General features: G+C 61.3%; 22 protein-coding genes and 1 pseudogene. 5 read left to right on the top strand and 18 right to left on the bottom strand.

All coding sequences use genetic code 11. The annotated features are described in order from the left end of the window. Position 1: 1 nt before the first annotated feature. The 9 genes and pseudogenes from fabZ to EOC94_RS15975 form a co-directional block, all read right to left on the bottom strand. On the bottom strand, positions 2-469 hold the full coding sequence (gene fabZ / locus EOC94_RS16020) for a 3-hydroxyacyl-ACP dehydratase FabZ (protein WP_095485245.1): 468 nt from the start codon (positions 467-469) through the stop codon (positions 2-4). Continuing rightward, positions 462-1520 (bottom strand): UDP-3-O-(3-hydroxymyristoyl)glucosamine N-acyltransferase, encoded by a 1059-nt coding sequence (gene lpxD, locus EOC94_RS16015; RefSeq protein ID WP_095485246.1) that lies wholly within the window; start codon positions 1518-1520, stop codon positions 462-464. Before lpxD ends, fabZ begins: the two co-directional genes overlap by 8 nt. A 179-nt stretch (positions 1521-1699) precedes the next feature. Continuing rightward, positions 1700-4072 (bottom strand): outer membrane protein assembly factor BamA, encoded by a 2373-nt coding sequence (gene bamA, locus EOC94_RS16005; RefSeq protein WP_126106483.1) that lies wholly within the window; start codon positions 4070-4072, stop codon positions 1700-1702. Between the two features lie 217 nt (positions 4073-4289). Next, the gene (gene rseP / locus EOC94_RS16000) at positions 4290-5432 is read right to left on the bottom strand and encodes an RIP metalloprotease RseP (RefSeq protein ID WP_095485249.1); all 1143 of its coding nucleotides are present in this window, start codon (positions 5430-5432) and stop codon (positions 4290-4292) included. A gap of 103 nt (positions 5433-5535) precedes the next feature. Next, on the bottom strand, positions 5536-6351 hold the full coding sequence (locus EOC94_RS15995; protein WP_095485250.1) for a phosphatidate cytidylyltransferase: 816 nt from the start codon (positions 6349-6351) through the stop codon (positions 5536-5538). After that, positions 6348-7091 (bottom strand): annotated as a pseudogene (locus EOC94_RS15990) (isoprenyl transferase); the annotation flags it as partial. The gene EOC94_RS15995 and the pseudogene EOC94_RS15990, both read right to left, overlap by 4 nt. An 11-nt stretch (positions 7092-7102) precedes the next feature. Further along, complete coding sequence (gene frr / locus EOC94_RS15985; RefSeq protein WP_095485252.1) at positions 7103-7657, bottom strand: ribosome recycling factor; 555 nt, start codon at positions 7655-7657, stop codon at positions 7103-7105. A gap of 125 nt (positions 7658-7782) precedes the next feature. Next, positions 7783-8505: a UMP kinase gene (pyrH, locus tag EOC94_RS15980; protein ID WP_111546675.1), complete on the bottom strand. Its 723-nt coding sequence runs from the start codon at positions 8503-8505 to the stop codon at positions 7783-7785. A gap of 138 nt (positions 8506-8643) precedes the next feature. Then, positions 8644-9750 (bottom strand): aldo/keto reductase, encoded by a 1107-nt coding sequence (locus EOC94_RS15975; protein ID WP_127291685.1) that lies wholly within the window; start codon positions 9748-9750, stop codon positions 8644-8646. A gap of 113 nt (positions 9751-9863) precedes the next feature. On the opposite strand from EOC94_RS15975, the gene EOC94_RS15970 reads away from it, so the two are divergent. Then, positions 9864-10802 carry a LysR family transcriptional regulator gene (locus tag EOC94_RS15970; RefSeq protein ID WP_127203836.1) on the top strand — a complete coding sequence of 313 codons (939 nt, stop codon included), beginning with the start codon at positions 9864-9866 and terminating at the stop codon, positions 10800-10802. An 8-nt stretch (positions 10803-10810) separates the two neighbouring features. Here the strand turns inward: EOC94_RS15970 and tsf are convergent, their stop codons facing one another. From tsf to EOC94_RS15940, 6 genes are all read right to left on the bottom strand, one after another. Beyond that, positions 10811-11734 carry a translation elongation factor Ts gene (gene tsf, locus EOC94_RS15965; protein ID WP_095485255.1) on the bottom strand — a complete coding sequence of 308 codons (924 nt, stop codon included), beginning with the start codon at positions 11732-11734 and terminating at the stop codon, positions 10811-10813. 118 nt (positions 11735-11852) lie between these two features. Beyond that, complete coding sequence (rpsB, locus tag EOC94_RS15960) at positions 11853-12650, bottom strand: 30S ribosomal protein S2 (RefSeq protein ID WP_095485256.1); 798 nt, start codon at positions 12648-12650, stop codon at positions 11853-11855. Positions 12651-12828: 178 nt separating this feature from the next. After that, the gene (locus EOC94_RS15955; protein WP_127291682.1) at positions 12829-13440 is read right to left on the bottom strand and encodes a LysE family translocator; all 612 of its coding nucleotides are present in this window, start codon (positions 13438-13440) and stop codon (positions 12829-12831) included. Then, on the bottom strand, positions 13437-13715 hold the full coding sequence (locus EOC94_RS15950; protein WP_029352779.1) for a DUF4031 domain-containing protein: 279 nt from the start codon (positions 13713-13715) through the stop codon (positions 13437-13439). The genes EOC94_RS15955 and EOC94_RS15950 overlap by 4 nt, the downstream gene beginning before the upstream one ends. Before the next feature lie 67 nt (positions 13716-13782). Next, positions 13783-15078, bottom strand: a complete 1296-nt coding sequence (locus EOC94_RS15945) for a hypothetical protein (RefSeq protein WP_127291679.1) — start codon at positions 15076-15078, stop codon at positions 13783-13785. 98 nt (positions 15079-15176) lie between these two features. Further along, the gene (locus tag EOC94_RS15940; RefSeq protein WP_127291676.1) at positions 15177-16007 is read right to left on the bottom strand and encodes a cell envelope integrity EipB family protein; all 831 of its coding nucleotides are present in this window, start codon (positions 16005-16007) and stop codon (positions 15177-15179) included. 138 nt (positions 16008-16145) lie between these two features. Between EOC94_RS15940 and EOC94_RS15935 the strand changes: the two genes are divergently transcribed. The 4 genes from EOC94_RS15935 to EOC94_RS15920 all read left to right on the top strand — a co-directional run bounded on the left by EOC94_RS15935 (position 16146) and on the right by EOC94_RS15920 (position 19167). Next, the gene (locus EOC94_RS15935; protein WP_127203833.1) at positions 16146-16610 is read left to right on the top strand and encodes a RidA family protein; all 465 of its coding nucleotides are present in this window, start codon (positions 16146-16148) and stop codon (positions 16608-16610) included. A 7-nt stretch (positions 16611-16617) separates the two neighbouring features. Next, the gene (locus EOC94_RS15930; protein ID WP_127291673.1) at positions 16618-17346 is read left to right on the top strand and encodes a glycerophosphodiester phosphodiesterase; all 729 of its coding nucleotides are present in this window, start codon (positions 16618-16620) and stop codon (positions 17344-17346) included. Positions 17347-17387: 41 nt separating this feature from the next. Continuing rightward, complete coding sequence (locus EOC94_RS15925) at positions 17388-18605, top strand: GNAT family N-acetyltransferase (RefSeq protein ID WP_126106474.1); 1218 nt, start codon at positions 17388-17390, stop codon at positions 18603-18605. A gap of 130 nt (positions 18606-18735) precedes the next feature. Beyond that, entirely contained in the window at positions 18736-19167 is a 432-nt protein-coding gene (locus EOC94_RS15920) for an HIT family protein (RefSeq protein ID WP_126106473.1), read from the top strand. Between the two features lie 86 nt (positions 19168-19253). On the opposite strand, the gene clpA is transcribed toward EOC94_RS15920, so the two are convergent. The 3 genes from clpA to EOC94_RS15905 form a co-directional block, all read right to left on the bottom strand. Beyond that, positions 19254-21722: an ATP-dependent Clp protease ATP-binding subunit ClpA gene (clpA, locus tag EOC94_RS15915; protein WP_127291670.1), complete on the bottom strand. Its 2469-nt coding sequence runs from the start codon at positions 21720-21722 to the stop codon at positions 19254-19256. 6 nt (positions 21723-21728) lie between these two features. Further along, on the bottom strand, positions 21729-22055 hold the full coding sequence (clpS, locus tag EOC94_RS15910) for an ATP-dependent Clp protease adapter ClpS (RefSeq protein WP_036241697.1): 327 nt from the start codon (positions 22053-22055) through the stop codon (positions 21729-21731). A gap of 275 nt (positions 22056-22330) precedes the next feature. Beyond that, a complete protein-coding gene (locus EOC94_RS15905) occupies positions 22331-22660 on the bottom strand; it encodes a phasin family protein (RefSeq protein WP_127203828.1) in 330 nt (109 codons plus the stop codon). Positions 22661-22856 lie beyond the last annotated feature (196 nt).

Below are 22856 nucleotides of genomic sequence, written 5' to 3'. Positions count from 1 at the left end.
GTCAGTCGCTCGTAACCATCATCGCCGAGATCTCGGCTTCCGCGGCCTTGACGCCGTCGACCAGAGCCTCGCAGGCGAATTTGAGAAGGTTGCCGCGTTTCTTGATTTTCTTCACATGGATCTTCAACTGGTCGCCGGGAACGACCGGTTTGCGGAATTTGGCGTTGTCGATGGTCAGGAAATAGACCAGCGACGGTTTTTCGGTGCCAAGGCTGCGGATGCAGATGGCGCCGGCCGTCTGCGCCATCGCCTCAACGATCAGCACGCCGGGCATAACCGGCTGGTCCGGGAAATGACCCTGAAAATGCGGCTCGTTTATGGTCACGTTCTTGATGCCGATAGCGGACTCGTCGCCATCGATGTCGATAATGCGGTCGATCATCAGGAACGGATAGCGATGCGGCAGGAGCTTCATCAGCCCCAATATGTCGACCGCCTCGAGCGTCGTCGCCGCCACCATCTCAGCTATTCCCTCCGTCGCCGGATTTGCGCGCCCTGGCCAGTCTTCGCAGGGCCGCGATCTCCCGCATGGCTTCCGCCATCGGCTGTGCCGGATACCCTCCCCAAATCTCGCCCGCAGGGACGTTGCTCATGAACCCGCTTCTTGCGGCAAGCTTGGCCCCTGTCCCTATGGTCAGGTGATCCGCAAGGCCGACACCGCCACCCATGGTGACGTTGTCGCCCACCGTTACGGAACCGGAAATACCCGAAAGGCCGGCGATTATGCAATTGCGGCCGATGCGGACGTTATGGGCGATCTGCACCAGATTGTCGATCTTGGTGCCCTGGCCGATGATCGTGTCGGACATGGCGCCACGATCGACCGTGGTGTTCGAGCCGATCTCGACATCGTCCTGGATAACGACCCGGCCGATTTGCGGGACGCGCTCCGGGCCCTTGGCGCCGGCCACGAAGCCAAAACCGTCCTGACCGATGCGGGCGCCGCCATGGATGATGACGCGGTTGCCGATCAGGGCGTATTGGATGCTGGCGCCCGGACCGACATAGCCATCGCGGCCGAACTGGCAGGAGGGGCCGATAACGGCATGAGGAGCAATGACGCTTCCGCTGCCGATAGAAGCGCGGGGGCCGATGATCGCGCCGGCCTCGATGATCGCGCCGGCCTCAATGTGCGCCGAAGGATCGATATGGGCATGCGGTGAGATACCGGTTTCACCGGTCATCGGCGCCGGTGTCGCGGCAGCCGGGAAGAGAAGACGTCCGACCATCGCGAAAGCCTGTTGCGGGCGCGGATGGACCAGAACCGCGATGCCCGCCGGCGCCTTGCCGGCAAATTCGGCGGGACAGAGGACCGCCGCCGCCCGCAGCGATTGCATCAGCGCGAAGTTGCGTCTGCCGTCGACGAAGACAAGGGCATGCTCGCCGCCTTCGCTCGCCGGCGCCAAGGCTTCGATCGATATGTCGGACTGGCCGGAATCGACAAGCACCGAGCCGGTCAGATTCGCGACTTCGCCAGCCGTATACCGGCGTGAGGGCGCGAAGAACACCGGATCGGTCATTCCAGAAGCTATATCCAGCTAGCGCATGACCCGGAAAATCGGAATCGATTTTCGCTGGGGATCATGCGCAAAATCAAAGTGCTACAGCGTTCTTTGCGCGTCCAAGAGGACGCGCGGCGCTGTAGTGTCGGATCACTCTCTTCCGGGCCCCAACGGCCCGGAAGCATCGTTGCCGCCGATCAGAAGCGGGTCGATATGCCGAAGTTGAATTCCTGCACGTCGTCGGTGTCTTCCTTGAGGACCGGGATCGCATAGTCGATGCGGATCGGGCCGAACGGCGACGCCCACATCAGACCAACGCCGACCGAGGCGCGCCACTGCATGTCGGTTGTCGATTGATCGACCAAATCAGCACTGACCTTGCTGCCATAGAGCGTTGCCGCATCGGCGAAGACCGCGCCGCGCAGGCCGAAGCTCTCCGGAATGACCGGCATTGGGAACTGGGCTTCCGCCGAGGCGTTGAAATAGGTGGTGCCGCCGAGATGGTCATCAAATCCGTCCGAGTCGACGGGGCCGATGCCGCCATAGGCAAAGCCGCGGATCATGCGGTCACTGCTCTGGAAATGATCGAAGATGCGCAGATCGCCGCCGCCGAAGCCTTGGACGTGGCCTGCCCCGCCCGAAACCAAGCCGACCAGATCAAGCTGCTCCGACAATGTCTGGTAGACGCTGCCACGCGCCGTCACCTTGACGAACTTGGCGTCACCGCCGAGCCCGGCCACCTCCGTGGTGACATTGGCGTAGATGCCCTCATGCGGGTTCTTCATGTCGTCGATGGTGTTGTAGACCAGGCCGAGACTGACCGACGACTTGAGCCACGGGCTTTCCTGAATACCTTCAAAGATTGCCTCAGAGACGTCGCAGCCGGCGTCGGGCTCGCCATCATTGTCAACATCGCAGTCGTCATCGAGCTTATACTTCTCCTGCGAGATATTATACGCAAGCTGCGTCGAGATGTTGTCGGTGATCGGCAGGCCGAAGCGCACTGTCGCGCCTATCGTCTCGCTCTCGTATTCGTCGTAGTTCCTGGTCCGGTTGAAGACATCGAAACCGGCAGCGATACGCCGCCCAAGGAAATAGGGTTCGGTGAAGGAGAAGCTGTAGTCGCGCGAATTCTTGCCGCCGCCCGCCGACAACTTGATGAACTGGCCGCGTCCGAGGAAGTTGCGCTCGGTGATCGAGCCTTCGATGGATGGGCCTGACGTGTCGCCGCCGGTCGAATAGCCGGCGCCAACCGAGAACTCGCCGGTCGATTTCTCGACCACGTCGACCACGAGCACCACTTGGTCTGGCTCAGAGCCGGGCACGGTGGAAACCTCGACTTTTTCAAAGTAATCGAGCGCTTCCAGCCGCTTCTTCGCGCGCTGGATGAGAACCTGGTTGAAGGCATCGCCCTCACTGACGTCGAATTCGCGACGAATGACATAGTCGCGTGTCCGGTCGTTGCCGCGAATCTCGATGCGTTCGACATAGGCCTTGGTGCCTTGGTCGATCGTATAGACCACCGAAATGGTGTGGTTCTCGAAATTGCGGTCGCCGCGCGGCGTCACCTGAGCGAAGGCATAGCCGGAACCGGCAACCTTCTCGGTCAGCGCGATGATGGTGTCTTCAACGTTCTTGGCGTTGTAGACATCGCCCTTGTGGGTCTCGACCACCGACTGCAGCGACGCACCGTCGACCTCGGGAATCGTGCTCTCGACGCTGACGTCGCCGAATGTGTAGCGATCGCCCTCCTGCACGGTGATGGTCACCGTATATTTGTTGGTGGTCTCGTCGAGTTCGCCGACCGCGGAAACCACCTGGAAATCGGCATAGCCGTGATTGTAATAGAAACGGCGCAGCAGCTCCTGATCGGCGCGCAGCTTGTCGTCGTCATAGACGTCGTCGCGCAGCACGAACGAGAGGAAGGTCGAGCGCTTGGTCGAGATGACGTCGGACAGGCGACGGCTTGAATAGGCGCTGTTACCGACGAAATTGACCGCGGCGATCTGCGTGCGGCCGCCTTCGTTGATGTTGAAGACCACGTTCACGCGGTTGTCGCCGAGATCCATGATCTGGGTGGTCACGGCGGCGTCGTCGCGACCGATACGCCTGTAGGCGGCCTTGACCGCCTCGACATCGGCATCGAGCGCCTGCTGCGAGAATGTTCCGCGCGGCTTCAACTGAACCGCGGCCGCAAGGGCGTTGTCCTTGAGCTTCTTGTTGCCTTGGAACAGCACCTGGTTCACGACCTGATATTCGGAAACCTTGACGACCAGCGACGAACCGACCTGGTTGATCTGGACGTCCGAGAACAGCCCGGTGCCGAACAGCGCCTTGACCGCATCGTCGATATCGGCGCTGGAAAAGGCCTTGCCGGGCTTGATTGTGATGTAGTTGCGGATCGTGTCGGCGTCGACACGCTGATTGCCGCTGACTTCAACTCTTGAGACAACAGCGGCCTCGGCCGCCGATGTGGCAACGAATTGCACTGCGAGCGCACCTGGCACGACCAGAGCGGCGGACAGGGCCACCGCGGACGCGGCGCTCAAAAACTTGGATGCTGCCTTCATCGGGCTTTTGTACCTTTTCTCGAAGTCCCCACGGCGAGAAAACCGGACGTGCGGTAATTTCCCCTACCGTATTAACCGGATTTTCCCTACACGCAAGGCTCCTGGTTAATTTGTATTTACTTAACCCTGTTGCGTGGCTTTCGCGTCACGCATATCCCCACGCATGGTAAACGGCGTCTCAACGTTGGCTGTGCCGAAGCCAAATTTCTTCATGATTTCAGCACCCAAACAGATCGTTCCAGAAAACGAACCCCATGAAGCCCAACACGAGCATGAAGCCAGCCCTATAGCCCATCTCCATCATCCGCTCCGACACCGGTCGCCGAATGACGGCCTCCACGCCGTAGAATAGGAGATGGCCGCCGTCGAGGGGGGGAATCGGCAAAAGGTTGAGAATGCCGATGCCGACCGACAGCAGCGCGACAAGTTGCACAAGCCAGTCGAAGCCCAATTTCGCCGCCTGCCCCGACATCTTTGCGATCTTGATTGGGCCGCCCAGCTGGCATTTGTCTTCGCGCCCGACGACGAAACGCTGCAGGAACTGACCGGTGCGCTGAATGATGTATCCCGTCTCCTCGACCGCCGCCCCTACCGCTTCGATCGGGTTGTAAGTGACTAGCCTGGGTTGGCCGAATTCCTGATTGTTGACGACGCCGATCACGGCCACTTTGACCTTGTTGCCCAGCCCATCTTGCTGCTCCATCAGCTCCGGCGTCGCCGTGGCGGTGATCTCCTTGCCGTCGCGCAGCATGACGAAGGTGATAGCATCGCCGCCGCGGCCCGAAACCAGGCGCTGGACGTCGGAGAACGTCTGGACCTTGCTGCCGTTGACGCTGACGAATCGGTCACCGGGCAGGATGCCAGCCCTGGCGGCCGGACTGCCGGCGGTGACTTCAGCCACCATTGGCTCCATCACAGGGCGGCCATAGGCGGAAAACAGCACCGCAAAGACGGCAATCGTCAGCAGGAAATTGAACAGCGGGCCGGCCACCACAGTCGCCGCGCGCTTCCAGACCGGCTGCGTGTGAAAGGCAATCTTGCGTTCGGCAGTGGTCAGCGATTCGAGCTCCTCCGAGCTGGGCTGGCTCGATGTGGCATTCATGTCGCCGACGAATTTGACATAGCCGCCAAGCGGAATGGCGCAGAGTTTCCAGCGTGTGCCATGGCTGTCATTGAAGCCGAAGAGTTCCGGGCCGAAGCCAATCGAAAAGGCCTTTACGCCGATGCCGCACCAGCGGCCGACGAGGTAATGGCCCATCTCGTGGACGAACACGACCACGGTCAGCACGAACAGGAAAGGCACCAGCGTGCCGAGGAAAAAGCCCTCCGTGCTGAAAACCGCGTGAAGAATCTCGTTCAACTCATGTCCTCAAAACTCGTCCGCAGCACGGGCGTACCGCGACTGTGACATCAATCCAGGCGAATCCATGGCGCATCCTGCGCAAGTCAAGACACAATGCCGATCAAGCTGGAAACAGCCCCTGCGCCGGATGGTCGGCGGTCGCCGAAATCCAGCCGATGACGTACAGGGCGAAGGCCGCCGCGACAAGCCCGTCGACCCGGTCCATGACACCGCCATGGCCAGGTATCAGCGTGCCCGAATCCTTGCGGTCGTGGCGGCGCTTCACCCATGATTCGAAAAGGTCGCCGGCCTGGGCGACGATCGAAAGCACGAGCGCAACGACGCCAAGCACTGCGAGATTGCCGGCTCCGGCCGCGGCGGCCAAAAGCAGTCCGGCAACCACGCCGCCGACCGCGCCGCCGAGTGCCCCGCTCTGCGTCTTGCCGGGCGAGATCGACGGCGCCAGTTTCGGGCCGCCAACAGCGCGGCCGACGAAATAGGCTGATATGTCGGTCGCCCAAACCACCGCGAACAGGAAAAGAATGGCGACGAGGCCGGGATGATCGCCGTCGCGCAAAAGAGCAAGCGACAGGCCAGAAATGGCGGCATAGGCAAGGCCTGACGGGTCCCACTGTCCCGTTTGGCGCATCGAACCCACGACCACGGTGACAACGACCATCACTGCTCCAAGAAGCAGCAGCCAGGACGCAGGCAGGCCGGCAACCAAGGCGACGACGAAGACCAGAAGCAGCGCATCCGGCAGAAGACCAAGACCCGTGGCGGCGACCGGGCGGCACATTCGCGTCCATTCATAGAAGATCAGGATCGACATGGCGGCGCAAAGCAACCGGAAAGGCAGTCCGCCGAGCCAGGTCAGACCAAGCGTGACGACGGCAAGCACGATGGCGGAAATAACACGAAGCTGGAGGTTGCTCATCCCTTGGCCGTCACGGCGACGTCTTGAGAGCCAAGCCCGCCGAAACGGCGCTCGCGGCCAGCGAAATCGCGCAATGCGTCGGCCAAATGCTCGCGGCTGAAATCGGGCCAGTAGCAAGGCAGGAAGACGAGCTCGCTATAGGCCGCCTGCCACAGAAGAAAATTCGACAGCCTGAGTTCGCCGCTGGTGCGGATGACCAGTTCAGGGTCCGGAATACCCTGGGTATCGAGAGAGCCGGCAAAGGATTCGGCCGTGATCGCCTCGCTGTCGAGCTCGCCGCGCGCCACCGCCGAGGCAAGCTTGCGCGCCGTGCGCACGATCTCGTCACGCCCGCCATAGTTGAAGGCGATGACCAGGGTCAGCGCCTCGTTGCGCATGGTCAGCGTTTCGGCCTCTTCAAGCAGGGTCCTGATATCAGGCTGCAACCCTGCCCTGTCGCCGATGATCCTGACCCGCACGCCGCTCTGGTGCAGTTCGGCGAGATCGCGGCGGATGAAGATTTTCAAGAGGCCCATCAGGTCGCTGACTTCGGACTTCGGTCGCGACCAGTTTTCCGACGAGAAAGCGTAGACGGTCAGGAAGGAGATGCCGAGGCCAGGAGCGGCGCGCACCGTGTTGCGCAGCGCCTCGACGCCGGCACGATGCCCGGCAAGCCGCGGCATGCCGCGCGCTTTGGCCCAGCGTCCGTTTCCGTCCATGATGATCGCGACATGCGCGGGGCTTGTCATAGTTTCGCTTTCGGGTCGGACCCTTAAACCTGCATGATTTCGGCTTCCTTATCGGAAAGCAGATGGTCGATGGTGCCGATCATCTCGTCGGTGAGCTTCTGGACCTGGTCGGACCGCTTGCGCTGATCGTCCTCGCTGATATCGCCGTCCTTTTCCGCCTTTTTGAGAAACTCCATGCCGTCCCGGCGCACGTGGCGCACGGCGATGCGGGCATTCTCGGCATAACCATGCGAGATCTTGACCAGCTCCTTGCGGCGCTGCTCGTTGAGCTCGGGCAGCGGAATTCTAAGATTGGTGCCGTCGACGATCGGATTGAAGCCGAGATTGGATTCGCGGATGGCGCGATCGACCGCGCCGACCATCGACTTGTCCCAGACCGAAACCGAAATCATGCGCGGCTCCGGCACCGACACGTTCGCCACCTGGTTGATAGGCATGGTGGTGCCATAGGCCTGCACCTGGATTGCGTCGAGCAGGTTGCTCGAGGCGCGGCCGGTCCGCAGCGAAGCCAGATCGTGCTTGAACGCAGCGATCGCCCCGTCCATACGCCGTTTGAGATCATCGTATTCGCCACTCATCATCGTCTCCTCGACCCGTTAGCCCGGGTTCACTGTTCAGGGATAACCCCGTGTTCGAGCCTCAATCCGAAACCGGCTCCCGCTTTTCGCTTACGCGGACCCTCGGTTCGGGATAGTGCTCCCGATCAGTCGTCCGCGACGACCGTGCAACGGCCGCCGCCCCTCAGAATATCACCGAAACCACCCTTCTCGTGGATCGAATAGACGATTATCGGAATGTTGTTTTCGCGCGCAAGTGCAATCGCGGCTGTATCCATGATCGAAAGACCGCGTTTTATGACTTCGCCATGGCTGATGCGCTCGAAGCGTGTAGCATTCGGGTCCTTCTTGGGATCGGCCGAATAGACGCCGTCGACCTGCGTGCCCTTGAACAGCGCATCGGCGCCGATTTCCGCCGCGCGAAGCGCCGCGGCCGAATCGGTGGTGAAGAACGGATTGCCGGTGCCGCCGGCAAAAATGACGACCTTGCCCTGGTTCATGTAGGCGGTCGCCTGGCGCTGCGAAAAGCTCTCGCAAAGCTCTGGCATGGCGATTGCCGACAGCACCACTGCGTCGACGCCGATCTTGTTCAGCGAAGTGCGCAGCGCCAGCGAGTTGATGACGGTGGCGAGCATGCCCATGTGGTCGCCGGTGACCCGGTCACCGCCCTTGGACGCAACCGCCACGCCGCGAAAGATGTTGCCGCCGCCGATGACGACGCCGACCTCGATGCCCAGGGCGCGGGCCTCGGCGATGTCGGCAGCGATGCGATCGACCACCGATACGTCGATGCCGAAATGCTGTTCACCCATCAGCGCTTCGCCCGAAGCTTTCAGCAAGACACGTCGATAGAGGGGCTTCACCGTCATCTGGTCCTCATCATTATGCGTGTGACGCGTCTGGGGCGGCTTCCCCGCGCAGGCGCTGCCCCGAAACATTGGCGTTCCGATACACGAAGGGCGCCGCGATGTCACGCGGCGCCCGAGCCGGAAAACTCTCTTCCCCTCTTAGCTTACGCCAGCAAAAGCACCTTGCATGAGCAGATCCGGCAGATAGCCAGCCGGCTTATCGCCGACCGCCTGGCCTCCCGTAAGGCCGCCCTGTATTTCCGAGCCGAAGAACGAATACGGAAAGGGTGTGATTGGTCGGCTCACCGCATCGAGCCGTGCCCGAAGCTCCTGCGGAATGTCGAAATCGAGCGCGCCGAGATTGTCCTTGAGTTGATCCAGCTTCGTCGCACCGATGATCACCGACGCAATGCCGGGCTGGGTCGCGGCCCAGTTCAAGGCGACCTGAGCCATGCTGCGGCCGAGCTGACTTGCGACCTTTTCCAGCTCGGCGACGATCTCCCAGTTGCGATCGTTGAATTTCTGAAACCCAGGATTGGTCGAGCCGCGCATCGTCTCCAGCCTGCCGCCTGCCTCATTCACTGTATCGGAACGATATTTCCCGCTGAGCAGACCGCTGGCCAACGGGCTCCAGACCATTATACCCGCACCGTAGCGCGTGCCGAATGGCACGAACTCATGTTCGATGTTGCGCTCCGCCAGCGAATATTCGAGCTGAAGCGCCGAAACCGGTTCATAGCCGCGATGCTCGGCAACCGACTGGGCCCGGCTTGCGTACCACGCCGGCACGTCCGACAGGCCGACATGGCGGATCTTTCCGGCGCGGACCAGATCATCCAGCGTCCGCATCACCTCCTCCGGAGGCGTCAGCCTGTCCCAGGCATGCAGGATGTAGAGATCGATATAATCGGTGCCGAGGCGCTTCAACGAGCCTTCGACCGCGCGGATGATGTTCTTGCGGCCGTTGCCTCCGGCATTCGGATTACCTTCTTCGAGGTTCATGCTGAATTTGGTGCTGATCACCGCCTTGTCGCGCAGCCCACGCTCGGCGATGAATTCGCCAAGCCAGGTTTCGGATGTGCCTCCGGTGTAGGCGTCGGCCGTATCGAAGAAATTGCCGCCTGCCTCGACATAGGCATCGACCATCGCGCGGGCCGTTTCCTTTTCGGTGCCCCAGCCCCATTCCGTGCCGAAGGTCATAGTGCCGAACGCGAGTCGGGTGACACGCAGCCCGCTGTTGCCGAGCGTGTAATAGGACATGGTCATTGGTCGTCTCCTTGCTGCTTACAGAATTGGTGTTCAATGCAGCCTAGATGCGCCTCCTCTGTCCGATTGATAAGTTTGCATTATTAGCATGGACTATGCGATATTGTTCATGAATGGATCGAGACCTGCTCAGCCATCTTCCTGTCGTCGTCGCTGTGGCGCGGCGCGGCGGCTTTGCCTTGGCCGCCGCCGAACTCGGCATGAGTCCGTCGGCAGTCAGCCATGCGGTGCGGCTGGTGGAGGAGCGGATCGGCCAACCGCTGTTTGCCCGCACCACGCGCAGTGTCGCTCTGACTGAGGCCGGCGAGGCGCTTGTCGCGGCAGCGGAGCCGGCGCTGGAAGACATCGCGGACCGGATGGAGCGTATCCGCTCGGTCAAAGGCAGAGCGAGCGGGCTGCTCAGGATCAACGCGCCGCGCATTGCGCTGCCTCTGGCCCTGATGCCCATCCTGTCGGCAATGGCGGAGCGTTATCCCGACGTGACGGTGGAGATCGTCACCGACGAACGCTTGAGCGACATCGTCGGCGAAGGTTTCGACGCTGGCATCCGGCTTGGCGAGATGATCGCCGAGGACATGGTGACGGTGCGGCTGACCCAGCCTTTCCGCACCATCGTCGTCGCCTCTCCGGCCTATGTCGGCCGTCATGGGCAGCCACGGACGCTGGCCGATCTCTCGGCGCACAACTGCATCGGATACAGGCTCCTGCGATCGCGTGCTCTCTACCGCTGGGACCTGAACGACCAGGGCAAGGATATCAGCGTCGAGACGCGCGGCAGCGTCGTCCTCACCGATCCGCTTTCGGCGCGAGATATGGCGCTGGCCGGCATCGGCCTCGCCTATCTGTTCGAGCCGCTTGTCCGGGCTGACGTAGAGGCCGGCCGGCTGGTAGAAGTCCTGCGCGACACCTCGATCGATGAACCGGGGCTGTTCCTCTATTTTCCACGCCGGGCGGCGATGGCGCCGAAGCTCAGGGCCTTCATCGACACCGCGCAAGAAATCGGCCGGGCATCCTCGCGGACACCCGGCCGTAAAGTCTTTTCAGAAAGATAGAGTGCGGTTTACTTCTTGACCGCTGCCGCGACTTCCGCCGCGAAATCGGTCTCTTCCTTCTCGATGCCCTCGCCGAGCGCGAAGCGCAGATAGGCAGTGATCTTGGCCGGTGCGCCGATTTCCTTTTCGGCGTCCGTCAGCGCCTTCTCGACGGTGATGTCGGGATTGAGCACGAAAGCCTGCTTGAGCAGCACGACCTCTTCGTAGAACTTGCGCAGACGGCCCTCGACCATCTTCTCGATGATCGCCTCTGGCTTGCCGGACTGGCGCGCCTGGTCGGCGAAGATCGCCTTCTCGCGCTCGACCGCGGCCGGATCGAGCTGTTCCGTCGTCAGCGCCATCGGGTTGGTGGCGGCGACATGCATGGCGACTTGGCGGGCAAAAGCGTTGGCTGCCTGCGCGTTGCCTGTTGTTTCGATGGCGACCAGCACGCCGAGCTTGCCAAGGCCGTCGGCAACCGCATTGTGGACGTAGGTCGCAACAGCGCCGTGTTCGACGGTGAGCTTGGCCGAACGGCGGAAACCAAGATTCTCGCCGATCGTGCCGACAGCGTCCTTGATGGTCTCGGTGACCGACTTGTCCGAACCCGGATACGGCGCGGCTGCGACGGCCTCGGTCTTGCCGCCATAGGCGAGCGCGACCTTGGCGACCTTGGCGACGATCTCCTGGAAGGCAGCGTTGCGGGCAACGAAGTCGGTCTCGGAATTGACCTCGACGACTGCCGCCTCGCGGATACCGGAATCGACGCCGATGAGTCCCTCGGCCGCGGTACGGCCGGCCTTCTTGTCGGCCTTGGAGATGCCCTTCTTGCGCAGCCAGTCGACGGCCTCTTCCATGTTGCCGTTGGTCTCGTTCAACGCCGCCTTGCAATCCATCATGCCCGCGCCGGTCAAGTCGCGGAGTTCTTTGACCTGTGCAGCCGAAATGCTCATTGTCGCCTCTTTGTTTTAAAATGCACCGACGCACCACCGGTCCTCGATGATGCGCCTGGCGCCAGCGCTCAGCGCGCCAAAATATGAGAAAGATGAAGGCCGAAACCGGCCTTCGCTGTTACGCTTCCGGTGTCTGGGCAGCCGGTGTCTCGGCGGCCGGCGTCGGCTCGAGCGCCGGCTCGACCGGAGCCTCGGCCAAAGCGCCGACATCGACGCCGAGCGCGCCCTGCTGGCGGGCGATGCCGTCGATTGCAGCCTTGGCGATCAGATCGCAATAGAGCTGGATGGCGCGGGCAGCGTCGTCATTGCCCGGAATCGGGAAATCGATCTTGTCCGGGTCGCAGTTGGAATCGATGATGGCGACGACCGGGATGCCGAGACGCTTGGCCTCGAGGATGGCGATCGCTTCCTTGTTGGTGTCGATCACGAACATCAGGTCGGGCGTCGAGCCCATGTCCTTGATGCCGCCCAGCGCCTTGTCGAGTTTCTCGCGCTCGCGATCAAGGTTGAGGCGCTCCTTCTTGGTGAGCCCCTGGGCCTCGCCTGCCAGCATCTCGTCGAGCTTGCGCAAGCGCTGGATGGAATTCGAGATCGTCTTCCAGTTGGTCATCATGCCGCCGAGCCAGCGGGAGTTGACATAGTACTGGGCCGAGCGCTGCGCGGCGTCGGCGACGATGTCGGACGCCTGACGCTTGGTGCCGACGAACAGCACGCGGCCACCCTTGGCGACGGTGTCGGAAACCTGCTTCAGCGCCTGGTGCAGCAGCGGCACCGTCTGTGAGAGGTCGATGATGTGGATGTTGTTGCGGGCGCCATAGATATAGGGCGCCATCTTCGGGTTCCAGCGGTGGGTCTGGTGGCCGAAGTGAATGCCAGCTTCCAAAAGCTGACGCATGCTGAAATCAGGCAGAGCCATTCTCGAGTATCCTTTCCGGTTAGCCTCCACGGACACAGGCATTTCTGGACTTTGTCCTCGAACGCCACCGGAGGTTTCAGCCGGATTTCTCCCGGGCAGACACCAAAGTCCGTGTGTGGAATGAGCGCGCATATAGAGGGGATGCGCGACAAACGCAAGCGCTGCGGTGTCTTGCGGCTCAGCGTGCGGCGATCAGCGCACCGGTGCCGATCATGGCGCCGCCAGCAAACCTGTTCATCAAGCGCATCCGCCTCGGCGTTTTGAACCAGCTCGAAGCCTGCCCGGCAAGCACCGCATAGACGCCCATGGTGATAATGTTGACGCCGATCACGACCGCAACCACGAGCAGCCCCTCAGCGAGGCTCATCGTGTTGAGATCGAGGATCAGCGGCATAATCGAGGCGTGGAACAGGATCGCCTTGGGATTGCCCAGAGCAATGGAGATGCCGAGGAAAAACGATCGAGACAATCTTGCCTGCGTTGCCTGCAGTCCGCTCGATCCCGCCGAAGCCGATCGCCACATCCTGATGCCAAGAAACATCAGATAGGCAGCACCCGCATATTTCAGGATGAGAAAAACCCATTCGAAGGTCTGTGCCAGTGCCACGAGACCGAGCAGCGCCAAAGTCACCAGCACCGCGTCGCCGGCGGCGATGCCGAGACCAGCCAGGAAAGCGCGAACGAACCCACGCGAGACGCCGTTGGCGATAACCGTGAATACCGCGGGGCCAGGCGTGGCGGCGGCAAATGTGATCGCGGCGCAGTAAGCCAGAAATACCGTCAATGTCATGGCCGTATCTTCCCCTTCGGCACGCGGACACGCCGGAAAACAGCAACGATCTCCTCGCGGCTGCATTCGATGGCGCCTAACCGCACCGCGCGGTCGCGCTCGAAGCCGGTTATGTCATAATGCGGCGCCGATGTCTTCGGCGGCCCCTGATAGGACGAACGCTTGACGCCGAGCTGTGCTGCAAAACGGTGCAGCTCGTCGGTGTCGTCGGCCAGCAGGTGACACCAGCGGTGGCCGACCCATTTCCAGATCGCCGCGTCGACATAGACCGCCATGAGGCTTGCCGCACTCCTTCATCTTGCGCCCCAGCGGAGCTGGCTCACATGGAGCCAAGATCCGATGTTAGCGATGATAGAAGGGATTCGGATAGAAAATGAAGCCGCCAGCGGCTTCGAGCTCGGTCACGGTCCTGGTGACGGCCTCCTGCATGCGGCCGTGCAACTCCGCAAGCGCGTCGATCGAGCCCGGAAAGGCGTGCAATCCCAACGGCTCCGGCACCCGGATATGAGCGCAGCGCGGCCCGGCCGGTTGCGGCACGAAGCGGTTGATCGTGTCGCGCAGCGTGCCCTTGCAATAGTCGTTGCGAATGCGCTTCAGATGTTCCGCGATCTCCTCCTGCGTGATGCGCGGGTTGGCTGAGGCCCACGGTCCGACGCGTTGGAGACGCTGGATCGTGTCCGCCAGCGCTCGGACCTGTTTTTGCCGTTCGGTGTCGCCGGTGTCTTCCCGCAGCCAGCGGCGCGACCTGCGCAAAAGCTCGGCGATCTCGTTGGCGCCGGGATCGGCCGAAATACCCTCCCCCAGGCGCCGGCTCAATTCGAGCAGCAGTTGCTTCTGACGCGCGGCATACGAAGCCCGTTCGTCGGGCACCATGCCACAGGCAATCTCATCGCGTGACAGCAGCGCCGCATAGATATGGTGGACGCGCTCCGGCAGCGTATCGGCGGCACGGCGTTCGATCTTCAGGCTTTTCTCGACATAGGCGCATTCCTGCGCCAGCGCCGGCTCGACATTTTTGGTGAAGGCGAGCTTCCAGACAACCGGCGCGATCCAAACCTTGGAATCCTGATCCGTGGAGCGACCGCGCTTGAGCGCTTCGAACCCCATCTCGACAGCGCCTGGAAGAAGCGGACCGACGACATTGGCATGCCAGCCGACGCCGCCTTCGGGATGCAAGAGCACACCATGCCCTTTCAGCGCCCAGGCGATCGAGTGTTCCTTGGCAGCCCCGCTGTTGCCGGGAATCTGGGCGATCAGATTGTTGGCCAGCCAGAATTTCTGCATGATCCGGCCGAGGCCGTTGACGACGCCATGCGTGGCCCAGGATGCCGCGAGTGGACTGACCTGCGAGACGATCTCCTTGTCGATCATCCAGTCGGTAAAGAATTCCGGATGGTTGGGCGTGACGAACGTTGCCTTGCCTGCGCCGCAACAGGCCTTCAGCCGCTGCCGGTCGTCGTCGGGAAAGTCGATATGGCGAACATTGGCGACGCCGCGCAATCCGGCCAGGCGGTTGAACGGCAACAGATCGCGAAACCCGGGAATGCCGTGCAGCATGACAACCCGGTTGACGACGGTCATGATCCTGATCAGCGCCGGATTAGGCCTCGGCGCCACGAACACATCGATTCTGCTCAACCCACCCCCCGATCGACCCGTCGGCGTAGAGGTTGAGACGCAAATGCGGCGTGTTCAAGTCATTCGTCGCCGCCTTGCGGCGTGGTTGACCTGAAGCCTTATTTCGGCGGACAGGCCTTCGACTGATCGAACAACGACAAATTGACCAGCTTGCCGGTCATCGAGAACTCGCCGTAGTCCATGACGAGGTCGCGCGTGATGCCGTTCTCATGCAGCTTGAAGCTGATCCGGTACTCCGGCACCTCCTCGCCTGTCTTGTCGGTGCCGTCGAAATAGGCGATGTCGACTGGCCAGTATTTGTCGGCGGCGAGTTTCGCCAGTGCCGGCGCTTCCGGATCGGTCTTGTCGGCTTCGGCTTTCTTGCCGACGACAACGGTGGTGGTCATCACCTTGTCTGCATCTTCCGAGCCGTCGAACAGGTTGGTTTCGTAGAAATTTTCGCCCTTTTCGGCCTTGTCGATCAGTTCGACCAGATGCTGGGTCGGAAACTGGGTGGCGGCCAGTTCGAGGCTGTTCTTCTCCGGTTTGTCGATGTCGACCTTGAGGCCCTTCGTCTCCTTCGTCGCCGTGCCCTTGACCTCCTTGTCGAGGTTCTGGTCGACGAAGGATTTTGTCACGAACGAGAAGGTCTTGCCTTCGGCGTCCTCGAAAGTGGTCGTCTGCTGGTCGGTCAGCTTTGTTGTATTGTCATTGGTGGCGATCTGGGTGACGAAACGGAACTTCACCGTGTATCCTTCGCAAGGCGAGCCGTTGAACTCATAGACCATGCGGCCGGAAATGCCGGTGATGCCCGAGCGATCGGAAGCCTTGTCCAGGCTCAGATCGTAAACCGCGCGATGCGCCTGCAGTGCCGGTACGGCAAAAGCCGGCGCCATCGAGAACACCGCTGGCAGCAGGACTGCATGGAATGCGAGGCGTGTTGCGCGCATGAGGGGCTCCGATCATCGCGCCTGATGGCAGGCCGCAGGGAAAGATGGTCCAGCTTAAAAAAAGTCGTGGCGGAAGCGAGGCAAAAATAGCAATTTCGGCCCGACCTGCGCGACGTCATCAAGCAATAGGGAAATACCATGAATGAAACAATCGAAAAGCGGCTAAGCGATCTAGGCGTGACGCTTCCGATCGCCGCCGCGCCCGCCGCCAACTACGTGCCCTATTCCAGGTCAGGCAATCTGCTGTTCACCGCCGGACAGCTGCCGCTCAAGGATGGCAAGCTGCAGGCGAGCGGACTGCTCGGCCACGACGTAGACACTGCAACCGGCAAGGAAGCAGCAAAATACTGCGCGATCAACATATTGGCGCAGGCCAAGGCAGCACTTGGCGATCTTGAGAAAATCCGCCGCCTCGTGAAGATCACCGTCTTCGTCGCCTCGGCGCCGGATTTTGTCGAGCAGCATCTGGTTGCCAACGGCGCCTCGGATTTTCTAGTTGCAGTGCTCGGCGATCACGGCAAACATGCCCGCTCCGCCGTCGGCGCCGCCTCCCTGCCGCTTAATGCCGCAGTGGAAATCGAAGCCATCTTCGAAGTCGAATGAGCCAGACATGACCGACCTTTCTTGGCTGACCGCCCGACCCGTCGCCCATCGCGGCCTCCACGACATGAACAAGACGCGCTGGGAGAACACGCTTTCCGCCTTCGCCGCTGCAGCCGAACGCGGCTATGCGATCGAATGCGACGTGCATCTGTCGTCTGATCGCATCCCGGTCGTCATCCACGATGGCGATCTGAAGCGGCTGACCGGCCGGGAGGGTTTCGTCTGGCAGCGCACCGCAGCCGAGATGACGGCACTCAAGATCGGCGGCACATCGGACCATCTGCCAACACTGGAGCAGGCACTCGATCTGGTCGACGGCCGCGTGCCGATAGTGGTCGAGCTGAAAGGGGCTCCCGGACATGACGAAGGCCTGGTGGAAAACGTCGGCAAGATGCTCAAGCGCTACAAGGGCAAGGCGGCGATCATGTCGTTCGACCATTGGCTGATCCGCGATTTCCCGAAACACGCGCCCGGCATTCCGGGCGGGCTGACCGCCTATGGCAAAGACACACCCCTGATCGAGGCGCATTTCGCCATGCTGGCGCATGACATCGCCTTCACCTCCTATGCCGCCGGCGACCTGCCGAACCGGTTCGTCTCCTTCGTGCGCGAAAGGCTCAAAATGCCGGTAATCACCTGGACCGTGCTCGACCAACCGGCGGTCGACCTGACCTTCAGATATGCCGATCAGATGACGTTCGAAGGATTCGAACCCGATCTTATACAGGTCGCTTGAACCGGGCTTGCATGGACCGGCATGGAGCTTAAATAAGCCCAATGGATCAAGGCGATGAAGGCGACGGGCAAACGGCGAATGGAGAGTATGCGATCCGGGTTGCCTCCGGCATCGGAGCCTTTACCTGCGCGGAATGGGATGGCCTCGGCGGCACCACCCGCAGCGATACAGAAAACGGCTACAACCCACTCGTTTCATTCGCTTTTCTGAGTGCACTCGAGGATTCCGGCTGCGCCGTGCGGCGCACCGGCTGGCAGGGCCATCATCTCAGGCTGGAGACGGCGCAGGGAAAACTGCTCGGTGCCGTTCCCTGCTACCTGAAATCGCACAGCCAGGGCGAATATGTTTTCGACCACGGCTGGTCGGACGCGTTTGAGCGCGCCGGCGGGCGCTATTATCCAAAACTGCAATGCGCCGTGCCGTTCACGCCGGTCACCGGCCCTCGCCTGCTGGCCAACAAGGGCGAGGACAGTTGCGCAGTGAAAGCCGGCTTGGCAGCAGGCCTGAAGGCGGTGACGGAAAAGCTCGGCGTGTCTTCCGCGCACGTGACCTTCGCGCAGGAAAAAGATGTTGGGGCATTGGAAGCGGCGGGCTTCCTGCACCGCACCGACCAGCAGTTCCACTTCTTCAATGAAGGTTTTTCGACCTACGACGATTTTCTCGCCACTCTGGCATCGCGTAAGCGCAAGGCGTTGAAGAAGGAGCGGCGCGAGGCGCTCGCTCACGGCATCTCGATCGACTGGCTGACCGGCAAGGATCTGACCGAAAGGGTCTGGGACGACTTCTTTGCCTTCTACATGGATACCGGCAGCAGGAAATGGGGGCGGCCCTATCTCAGCCGCGAGTTCTTCTCGATGATCGGCGAGCGCATGGCCGACGACATCCTGCTGGTGATGGCCAAGCGCAATGGGCGCTACATTGCCGGCGCCATCAATTTCATCGGTTCCGATGCGCTCTACGGGCGCAACTGGGGCTGCATCGAAGACCATCCTTTCCTGCATTTCGAGGTCTGTTATCATCAGGCGATCGACTTCGCGATCGACCGTAAGCTGAAAGTGGTCGAGGCGGGCGCGCAAGGCGAGCACAAGCTGGCGCGCGGCTATAGGCCGGTGACCATGCATTCGGCGCATTACATCGCGCATCCCGGCTTGCGCAATGCGGTCGCCGACTATCTCAGACGCGAGCGGCGCGAGGTCGAGCGGATGGGCGACTATCTCGAAGAACACACTCCGTTCCGCAAGGATCTGGCGGACGATTAGAGCGACGTGCATCCAATTGGACGCACAAAGTACGCTCTAACACTTTGAACCTCCTCATCGTACTTTCCGAAAGTCGATTCCGATTTTCGGGTCGATGCGGTAGAGCAAGGCACAATCGGGAGCGCACGCCATGGCCGACCCCACCTACGACAGCAACAATATCTTCGCGAAAATCCTGCTCGGTGAAATTCCGTCGCATCGCGTCTATGAAGATGACGCAGTTGTCGCCTTCATGGATGTAATGCCGCAGGGGCCGGGTCATACACTGGTTGTGCCGAAGGCGCAGTCGCGCAACCTGCTTGACGCGGACCCGGCAGTGTTCGGCCCGCTCTTCGCAAATGTCCAGAAAGTTGCGCGGGCAGTGAAAAAGGCCTTCGATGCCGATGGCGTCACCATCATGCAGTTCAACGAGCCTGCTTCAGGCCAGACCGTCTTTCACCTCCATGTCCATGTCATTCCACGCTTCGAGGGCACCCCTTTGAAGCCGCATAGCGGGCAGATGGAGAAGCCGGAAGTGCTGGCTGAGAATGCTGGCAAGATACGAACCGCGCTGGGAAGCTGAAGCCGAGCGGCGCGCACAACGCCTTCGGCCACTCTTTATCCAACAAAAAAGCCCCGTTCCGGGGCTTTTTTCAGCTTTCAGGGCCATCACGCCTTGCGGGGCAGTTGCGGCACCAGGCTGCGCTTACTGCCATCCTTGCTCTTAGGCCCCGCCTTCTGCGCTATCGCCTTTTTCGCGACGGGCTTCTTGGCGGCAGCCTTCTTGGGCTTCGGCGTGTCGTCCGGTTCTTCCTTCTTCGGCTTGACCGGCGCCTCGTCGGCGAGCGACTCGAGCTTCAGGCCGGTCTCGCCGGTCTCCTTCTTCTCGACGGTGACACGCACCGTGCCGCCCTTCTTGAGCTTGCCGAACAGCACCTCGTCCGCCAGCGGCTTCTTGATGTGCTCCTGGATGACGCGGCCGAGCGGCCGTGCTCCCATGCGCTCATCATAGCCCTTCTCGGCCAGCCAGGCGATCGCCTCCTGCGACAGGTCGAAGGTGACGCCACGCTCGGAAAGCTGGGCCTCAAGCTGCATGACGAACTTCTGCACCACCTGGTGGATGACCGGAACCGGCAGCGAGCCGAATGGGATGATCGCATCGAGACGGTTGCGGAATTCCGGCGTGAACAGCCGGTTGATCGCCTCGACGTCGTCGCCTTCGCGCTTGGTCGAGCCGAAACCGATCGCCGCGCGCTGCGCATCCGAGGCGCCCGCATTGGTGGTCATGATCAAGATGACATTGCGGAAGTCGATCTGCTTGCCGTTGTGGTCGGTCAGCTTGCCATGGTCCATGACCTGCAACAGGATGTTGAACAGGTCCGGATGCGCCTTCTCGACCTCATCCAGCAACAGCACGCAATGCGGATGCTGGTCGACGCCGTCGGTCAACAGGCCGCCCTGGTCGAAGCCGACATAGCCGGGAGGCGCGCCGATCAGCCGCGAGACGGTGTGGCGTTCCATATATTCTGACATGTCGAAGCGGATCAGCTCGACACCGAGCGAAGCGGCGAGCTGCTTTGCCACTTCGGTCTTGCCGACGCCGGTCGGTCCCGAGAACAGATAGGAGCCGATCGGCTTCTCCGGCTCGCGCAGGCCCGCCCGGGCCAGCTTGATCGCCGAGGTCAACGCCGTGATCGCGGTATCCTGACCGTAGACGACGCGCTTCAGCTCAACATCGAGACCGGCCAGCACCTTCTCGTCGTCGGCGGAAACCGTCTTCGGCGGAATGCGGGCGATAGTGGCGATCGTCGCTTCGATCTCCTTGATGCCGATGGTCTTCTTGCGCTTGGCCTCTGGCACCAGCATTTGCGAGGCGCCGGTCTCGTCGATCACGTCGATCGCCTTGTCCGGCAGCTTGCGGTCGTTGATGTAGCGCGCCGACAATTCGACCGAAGCCTTGATCGCCTCAGCCGTATAGCGAACCTTGTGGAACTCCTCGAAATACGGCTTCAGGCCCTTCATGATCTCGATGGCGTCCTCGATGGTCGGCTCGTTGACGTCGATCTTCTGGAAGCGCCGCACCAGGGCGCGATCCTTCTCGAAGAACTGGCGGAATTCCTTGTAGGTGGTCGAGCCGATGCAGCGGATCGCGCCGGACGACAGCGCCGGCTTCAACAGATTCGACGCATCCATGGCGCCACCTGACGTCGCCCCTGCCCCGATCACCGTGTGGATCTCATCGATGAACAGGACCGCGCCCGGATAATCCTCGAGTTCCTTGACGACCTGCTTCAGCCGCTCCTCGAAATCGCCGCGATAGCGCGTGCCGGCCAGCAATGTTCCCATGTCGAGCGCGAAGATGGTGGCGTTGTGCAGCACTTCCGGCACGTCGCCCTCAACGATGCGTTTGGCAAGGCCTTCGGCGATCGCCGTCTTGCCGACGCCGGGGTCGCCGACGTAGAGCGGATTGTTCTTGGAGCGGCGGCACAGCACCTGGATGGTGCGGTTGATCTCGGACTCGCGGCCGATCAGCGGATCGATCTTGCCGGCCTTGGCCTTGTTGTTCAGGTTGACGCAATAGGCGGTAAGCGCGTCCTGCTGCTGCTTTTTCTTGCCGCCTTCCTCCTGCGGCTCGGCGCCGTTCTGACCGCCCTGCTCGTCATCGGCACCGCGCGGCGACCGCGTCTCGGATGCGCCGGGGCGCTTGGCGATGCCGTGCGAGATGTAGTTGACCGCGTCATAGCGGGTCATCTGCTGTTCCTGCAGGAAATAGGCGGCATGGCTCTCACGCTCGGCGAAGATGGCAACGAGCACGTTCGCGCCAGACACTTCCTCGCGGCCGGACGACTGAACATGGATCACCGCGCGCTGGATGACGCGCTGGAAACCGGCCGTCGGCTTGGAATCCTCGTCGTATCCGGTGACGAGATTGTCGAGCTCGGTGTCGATATAGGTGAGAACCGTATGCTTCAGCTCGTCGAGATCGACGTTGCAGGCGCGCATGACCGCGGCCGCCTCGGTATCATCGATGAGGGCGAGCAGCAAATGTTCAAGGGTTGCGTATTCGTGGTGCCGCTCGTTGGCGAGCGTCAGCGCCTGGTGAAGCGCCTTTTCCAGGCCTTGGGAGAAAGCCGGCATGTTACCTCACTTCTTCTCCATCACGCATTGCAGCGGATGCTGATTCTGTCGGGCGAAATCCATGACCTGAGACACTTTGGTCTCGGCCACCTCGAATGTATAGACCCCGCACTCGCCAACTCCATGATTGTGAACATGTAGCATGATGCGTGTGGCGGCTTCACGGTCCTTCTGGAAAAAACGCTCTAGCACGTGAACCACGAATTCCATGGGTGTGTAGTCGTCGTTGAGAATGAGGACCCGATAAAGGCTAGGCTTCTTGGTCTTGGTTTTAGTGCGCGTGATAACAGCCGTGCCGCGACCGGCCTCGTTGCCGTCGCTGCCGTTTTGCATACGCACCACATCTCCTGTGGCAGTCAAACCTGTAGTCACGTAGTCCTGCCTTTTTCGAATCCCCAAGCGAGTTCGACATGTAGGTGTTCGATGGACGATTTTAAGCCCTTCTGTTTAGCTGACAATATGGCTAGGTGGCCAAACTTGGCCGATTTTCGAAATCGTGAAGGCGGCAGAGCCCCTAATTTCAAATTGCCACGAAAAAACCCGGCCGCGCGTTCGCGACCGGGTCTGTCTTGCAGGCCCGAGGGCCATCTTCACATTTTATAGCGAGATTACTTCGCTTTTGCGACGATTGATTCGAACGGCTTGTAGGCTTCTTTGGCGAGCTCGGCATAGAGATCGCCGATCTTCGTCGCTTCGGTGACGAAGGATTCGTAGGACTGCTTGGCAAAATCGGACTGGATCTCGATCGCCTTCTCCAGCGACTTGGCCGACAAAAGTTTCTCTGCTGCTGCACTGCCGGCTTCGAAGCTCTTCTTGGTGTACTCGCCCGCCTCGGTGGCGATGGCCTGCGCACCCTTGGAAAGGGATGCGAAGCTCTTCAAGCCGGTGTCGGCAAACTCCTTGCCGTATTTGCTGAAATCTTCATAGGTCTGGGTCATTTCACGCTCCCTTGACGGTTGCCCTTGAACGGCGGACGCGCCCTGTCCGGGCCGCGTTGTGCAATGCAAGCAATATATTGTGCAATGCACAAAAAGTCAATGTTCGCCGAGTGCGACGCCAGCACGCCGGCCCGGCACATCGACCCGGTCGCCGGCCCAGGCACTAGCGGTGGCTAAAATTCGAATAAAGAGAAGC

The sequence above is a fragment of the Mesorhizobium sp. M6A.T.Ce.TU.016.01.1.1 genome, assembly GCF_003997065.1.
Classification (GTDB): Bacteria; Pseudomonadota; Alphaproteobacteria; order Rhizobiales; family Rhizobiaceae; genus Mesorhizobium; species Mesorhizobium mediterraneum.
This window is presented reverse-complemented; position numbering and strand designations above follow the sequence as displayed.

Excerpts from the sequence above, each read along its gene's own strand:
- lpxD (WP_095485246.1), bottom strand. The coding sequence starts at position 1,520 with ATGACCGATCCGGTGTTCTTCGCGCCCTCACGCCGGTATACGGCTGGC.
- bamA (WP_126106483.1), bottom strand. The coding sequence starts at position 4,072 with ATGAAGGCAGCATCCAAGTTTTTGAGCGCCGCGTCCGCGGTGGCCCTG.
- EOC94_RS15995 (WP_095485250.1), bottom strand. The coding sequence starts at position 6,351 with ATGAGCAACCTCCAGCTTCGTGTTATTTCCGCCATCGTGCTTGCCGTC.
- frr (WP_095485252.1), bottom strand. The coding sequence starts at position 7,657 with ATGAGTGGCGAATACGATGATCTCAAACGGCGTATGGACGGGGCGATC.
- pyrH (WP_111546675.1), bottom strand. The coding sequence starts at position 8,505 with ATGACGGTGAAGCCCCTCTATCGACGTGTCTTGCTGAAAGCTTCGGGC.
- EOC94_RS15975 (WP_127291685.1), bottom strand. The coding sequence starts at position 9,750 with ATGACCATGTCCTATTACACGCTCGGCAACAGCGGGCTGCGTGTCACC.
- EOC94_RS15970 (WP_127203836.1), top strand. The coding sequence starts at position 9,864 with ATGGATCGAGACCTGCTCAGCCATCTTCCTGTCGTCGTCGCTGTGGCG.
- tsf (WP_095485255.1), bottom strand. The coding sequence starts at position 11,734 with ATGAGCATTTCGGCTGCACAGGTCAAAGAACTCCGCGACTTGACCGGC.
- rpsB (WP_095485256.1), bottom strand. The coding sequence starts at position 12,650 with ATGGCTCTGCCTGATTTCAGCATGCGTCAGCTTTTGGAAGCTGGCATT.
- EOC94_RS15955 (WP_127291682.1), bottom strand. The coding sequence starts at position 13,440 with ATGACATTGACGGTATTTCTGGCTTACTGCGCCGCGATCACATTTGCC.
- EOC94_RS15950 (WP_029352779.1), bottom strand. The coding sequence starts at position 13,715 with ATGGCGGTCTATGTCGACGCGGCGATCTGGAAATGGGTCGGCCACCGC.
- EOC94_RS15940 (WP_127291676.1), bottom strand. The coding sequence starts at position 16,007 with ATGCGCGCAACACGCCTCGCATTCCATGCAGTCCTGCTGCCAGCGGTG.
- EOC94_RS15935 (WP_127203833.1), top strand. The coding sequence starts at position 16,146 with ATGAATGAAACAATCGAAAAGCGGCTAAGCGATCTAGGCGTGACGCTT.
- EOC94_RS15930 (WP_127291673.1), top strand. The coding sequence starts at position 16,618 with ATGACCGACCTTTCTTGGCTGACCGCCCGACCCGTCGCCCATCGCGGC.
- EOC94_RS15925 (WP_126106474.1), top strand. The coding sequence starts at position 17,388 with ATGGATCAAGGCGATGAAGGCGACGGGCAAACGGCGAATGGAGAGTAT.
- EOC94_RS15920 (WP_126106473.1), top strand. The coding sequence starts at position 18,736 with ATGGCCGACCCCACCTACGACAGCAACAATATCTTCGCGAAAATCCTG.
- clpA (WP_127291670.1), bottom strand. The coding sequence starts at position 21,722 with ATGCCGGCTTTCTCCCAAGGCCTGGAAAAGGCGCTTCACCAGGCGCTG.
- clpS (WP_036241697.1), bottom strand. The coding sequence starts at position 22,055 with ATGCAAAACGGCAGCGACGGCAACGAGGCCGGTCGCGGCACGGCTGTT.
- EOC94_RS15905 (WP_127203828.1), bottom strand. The coding sequence starts at position 22,660 with ATGACCCAGACCTATGAAGATTTCAGCAAATACGGCAAGGAGTTTGCC.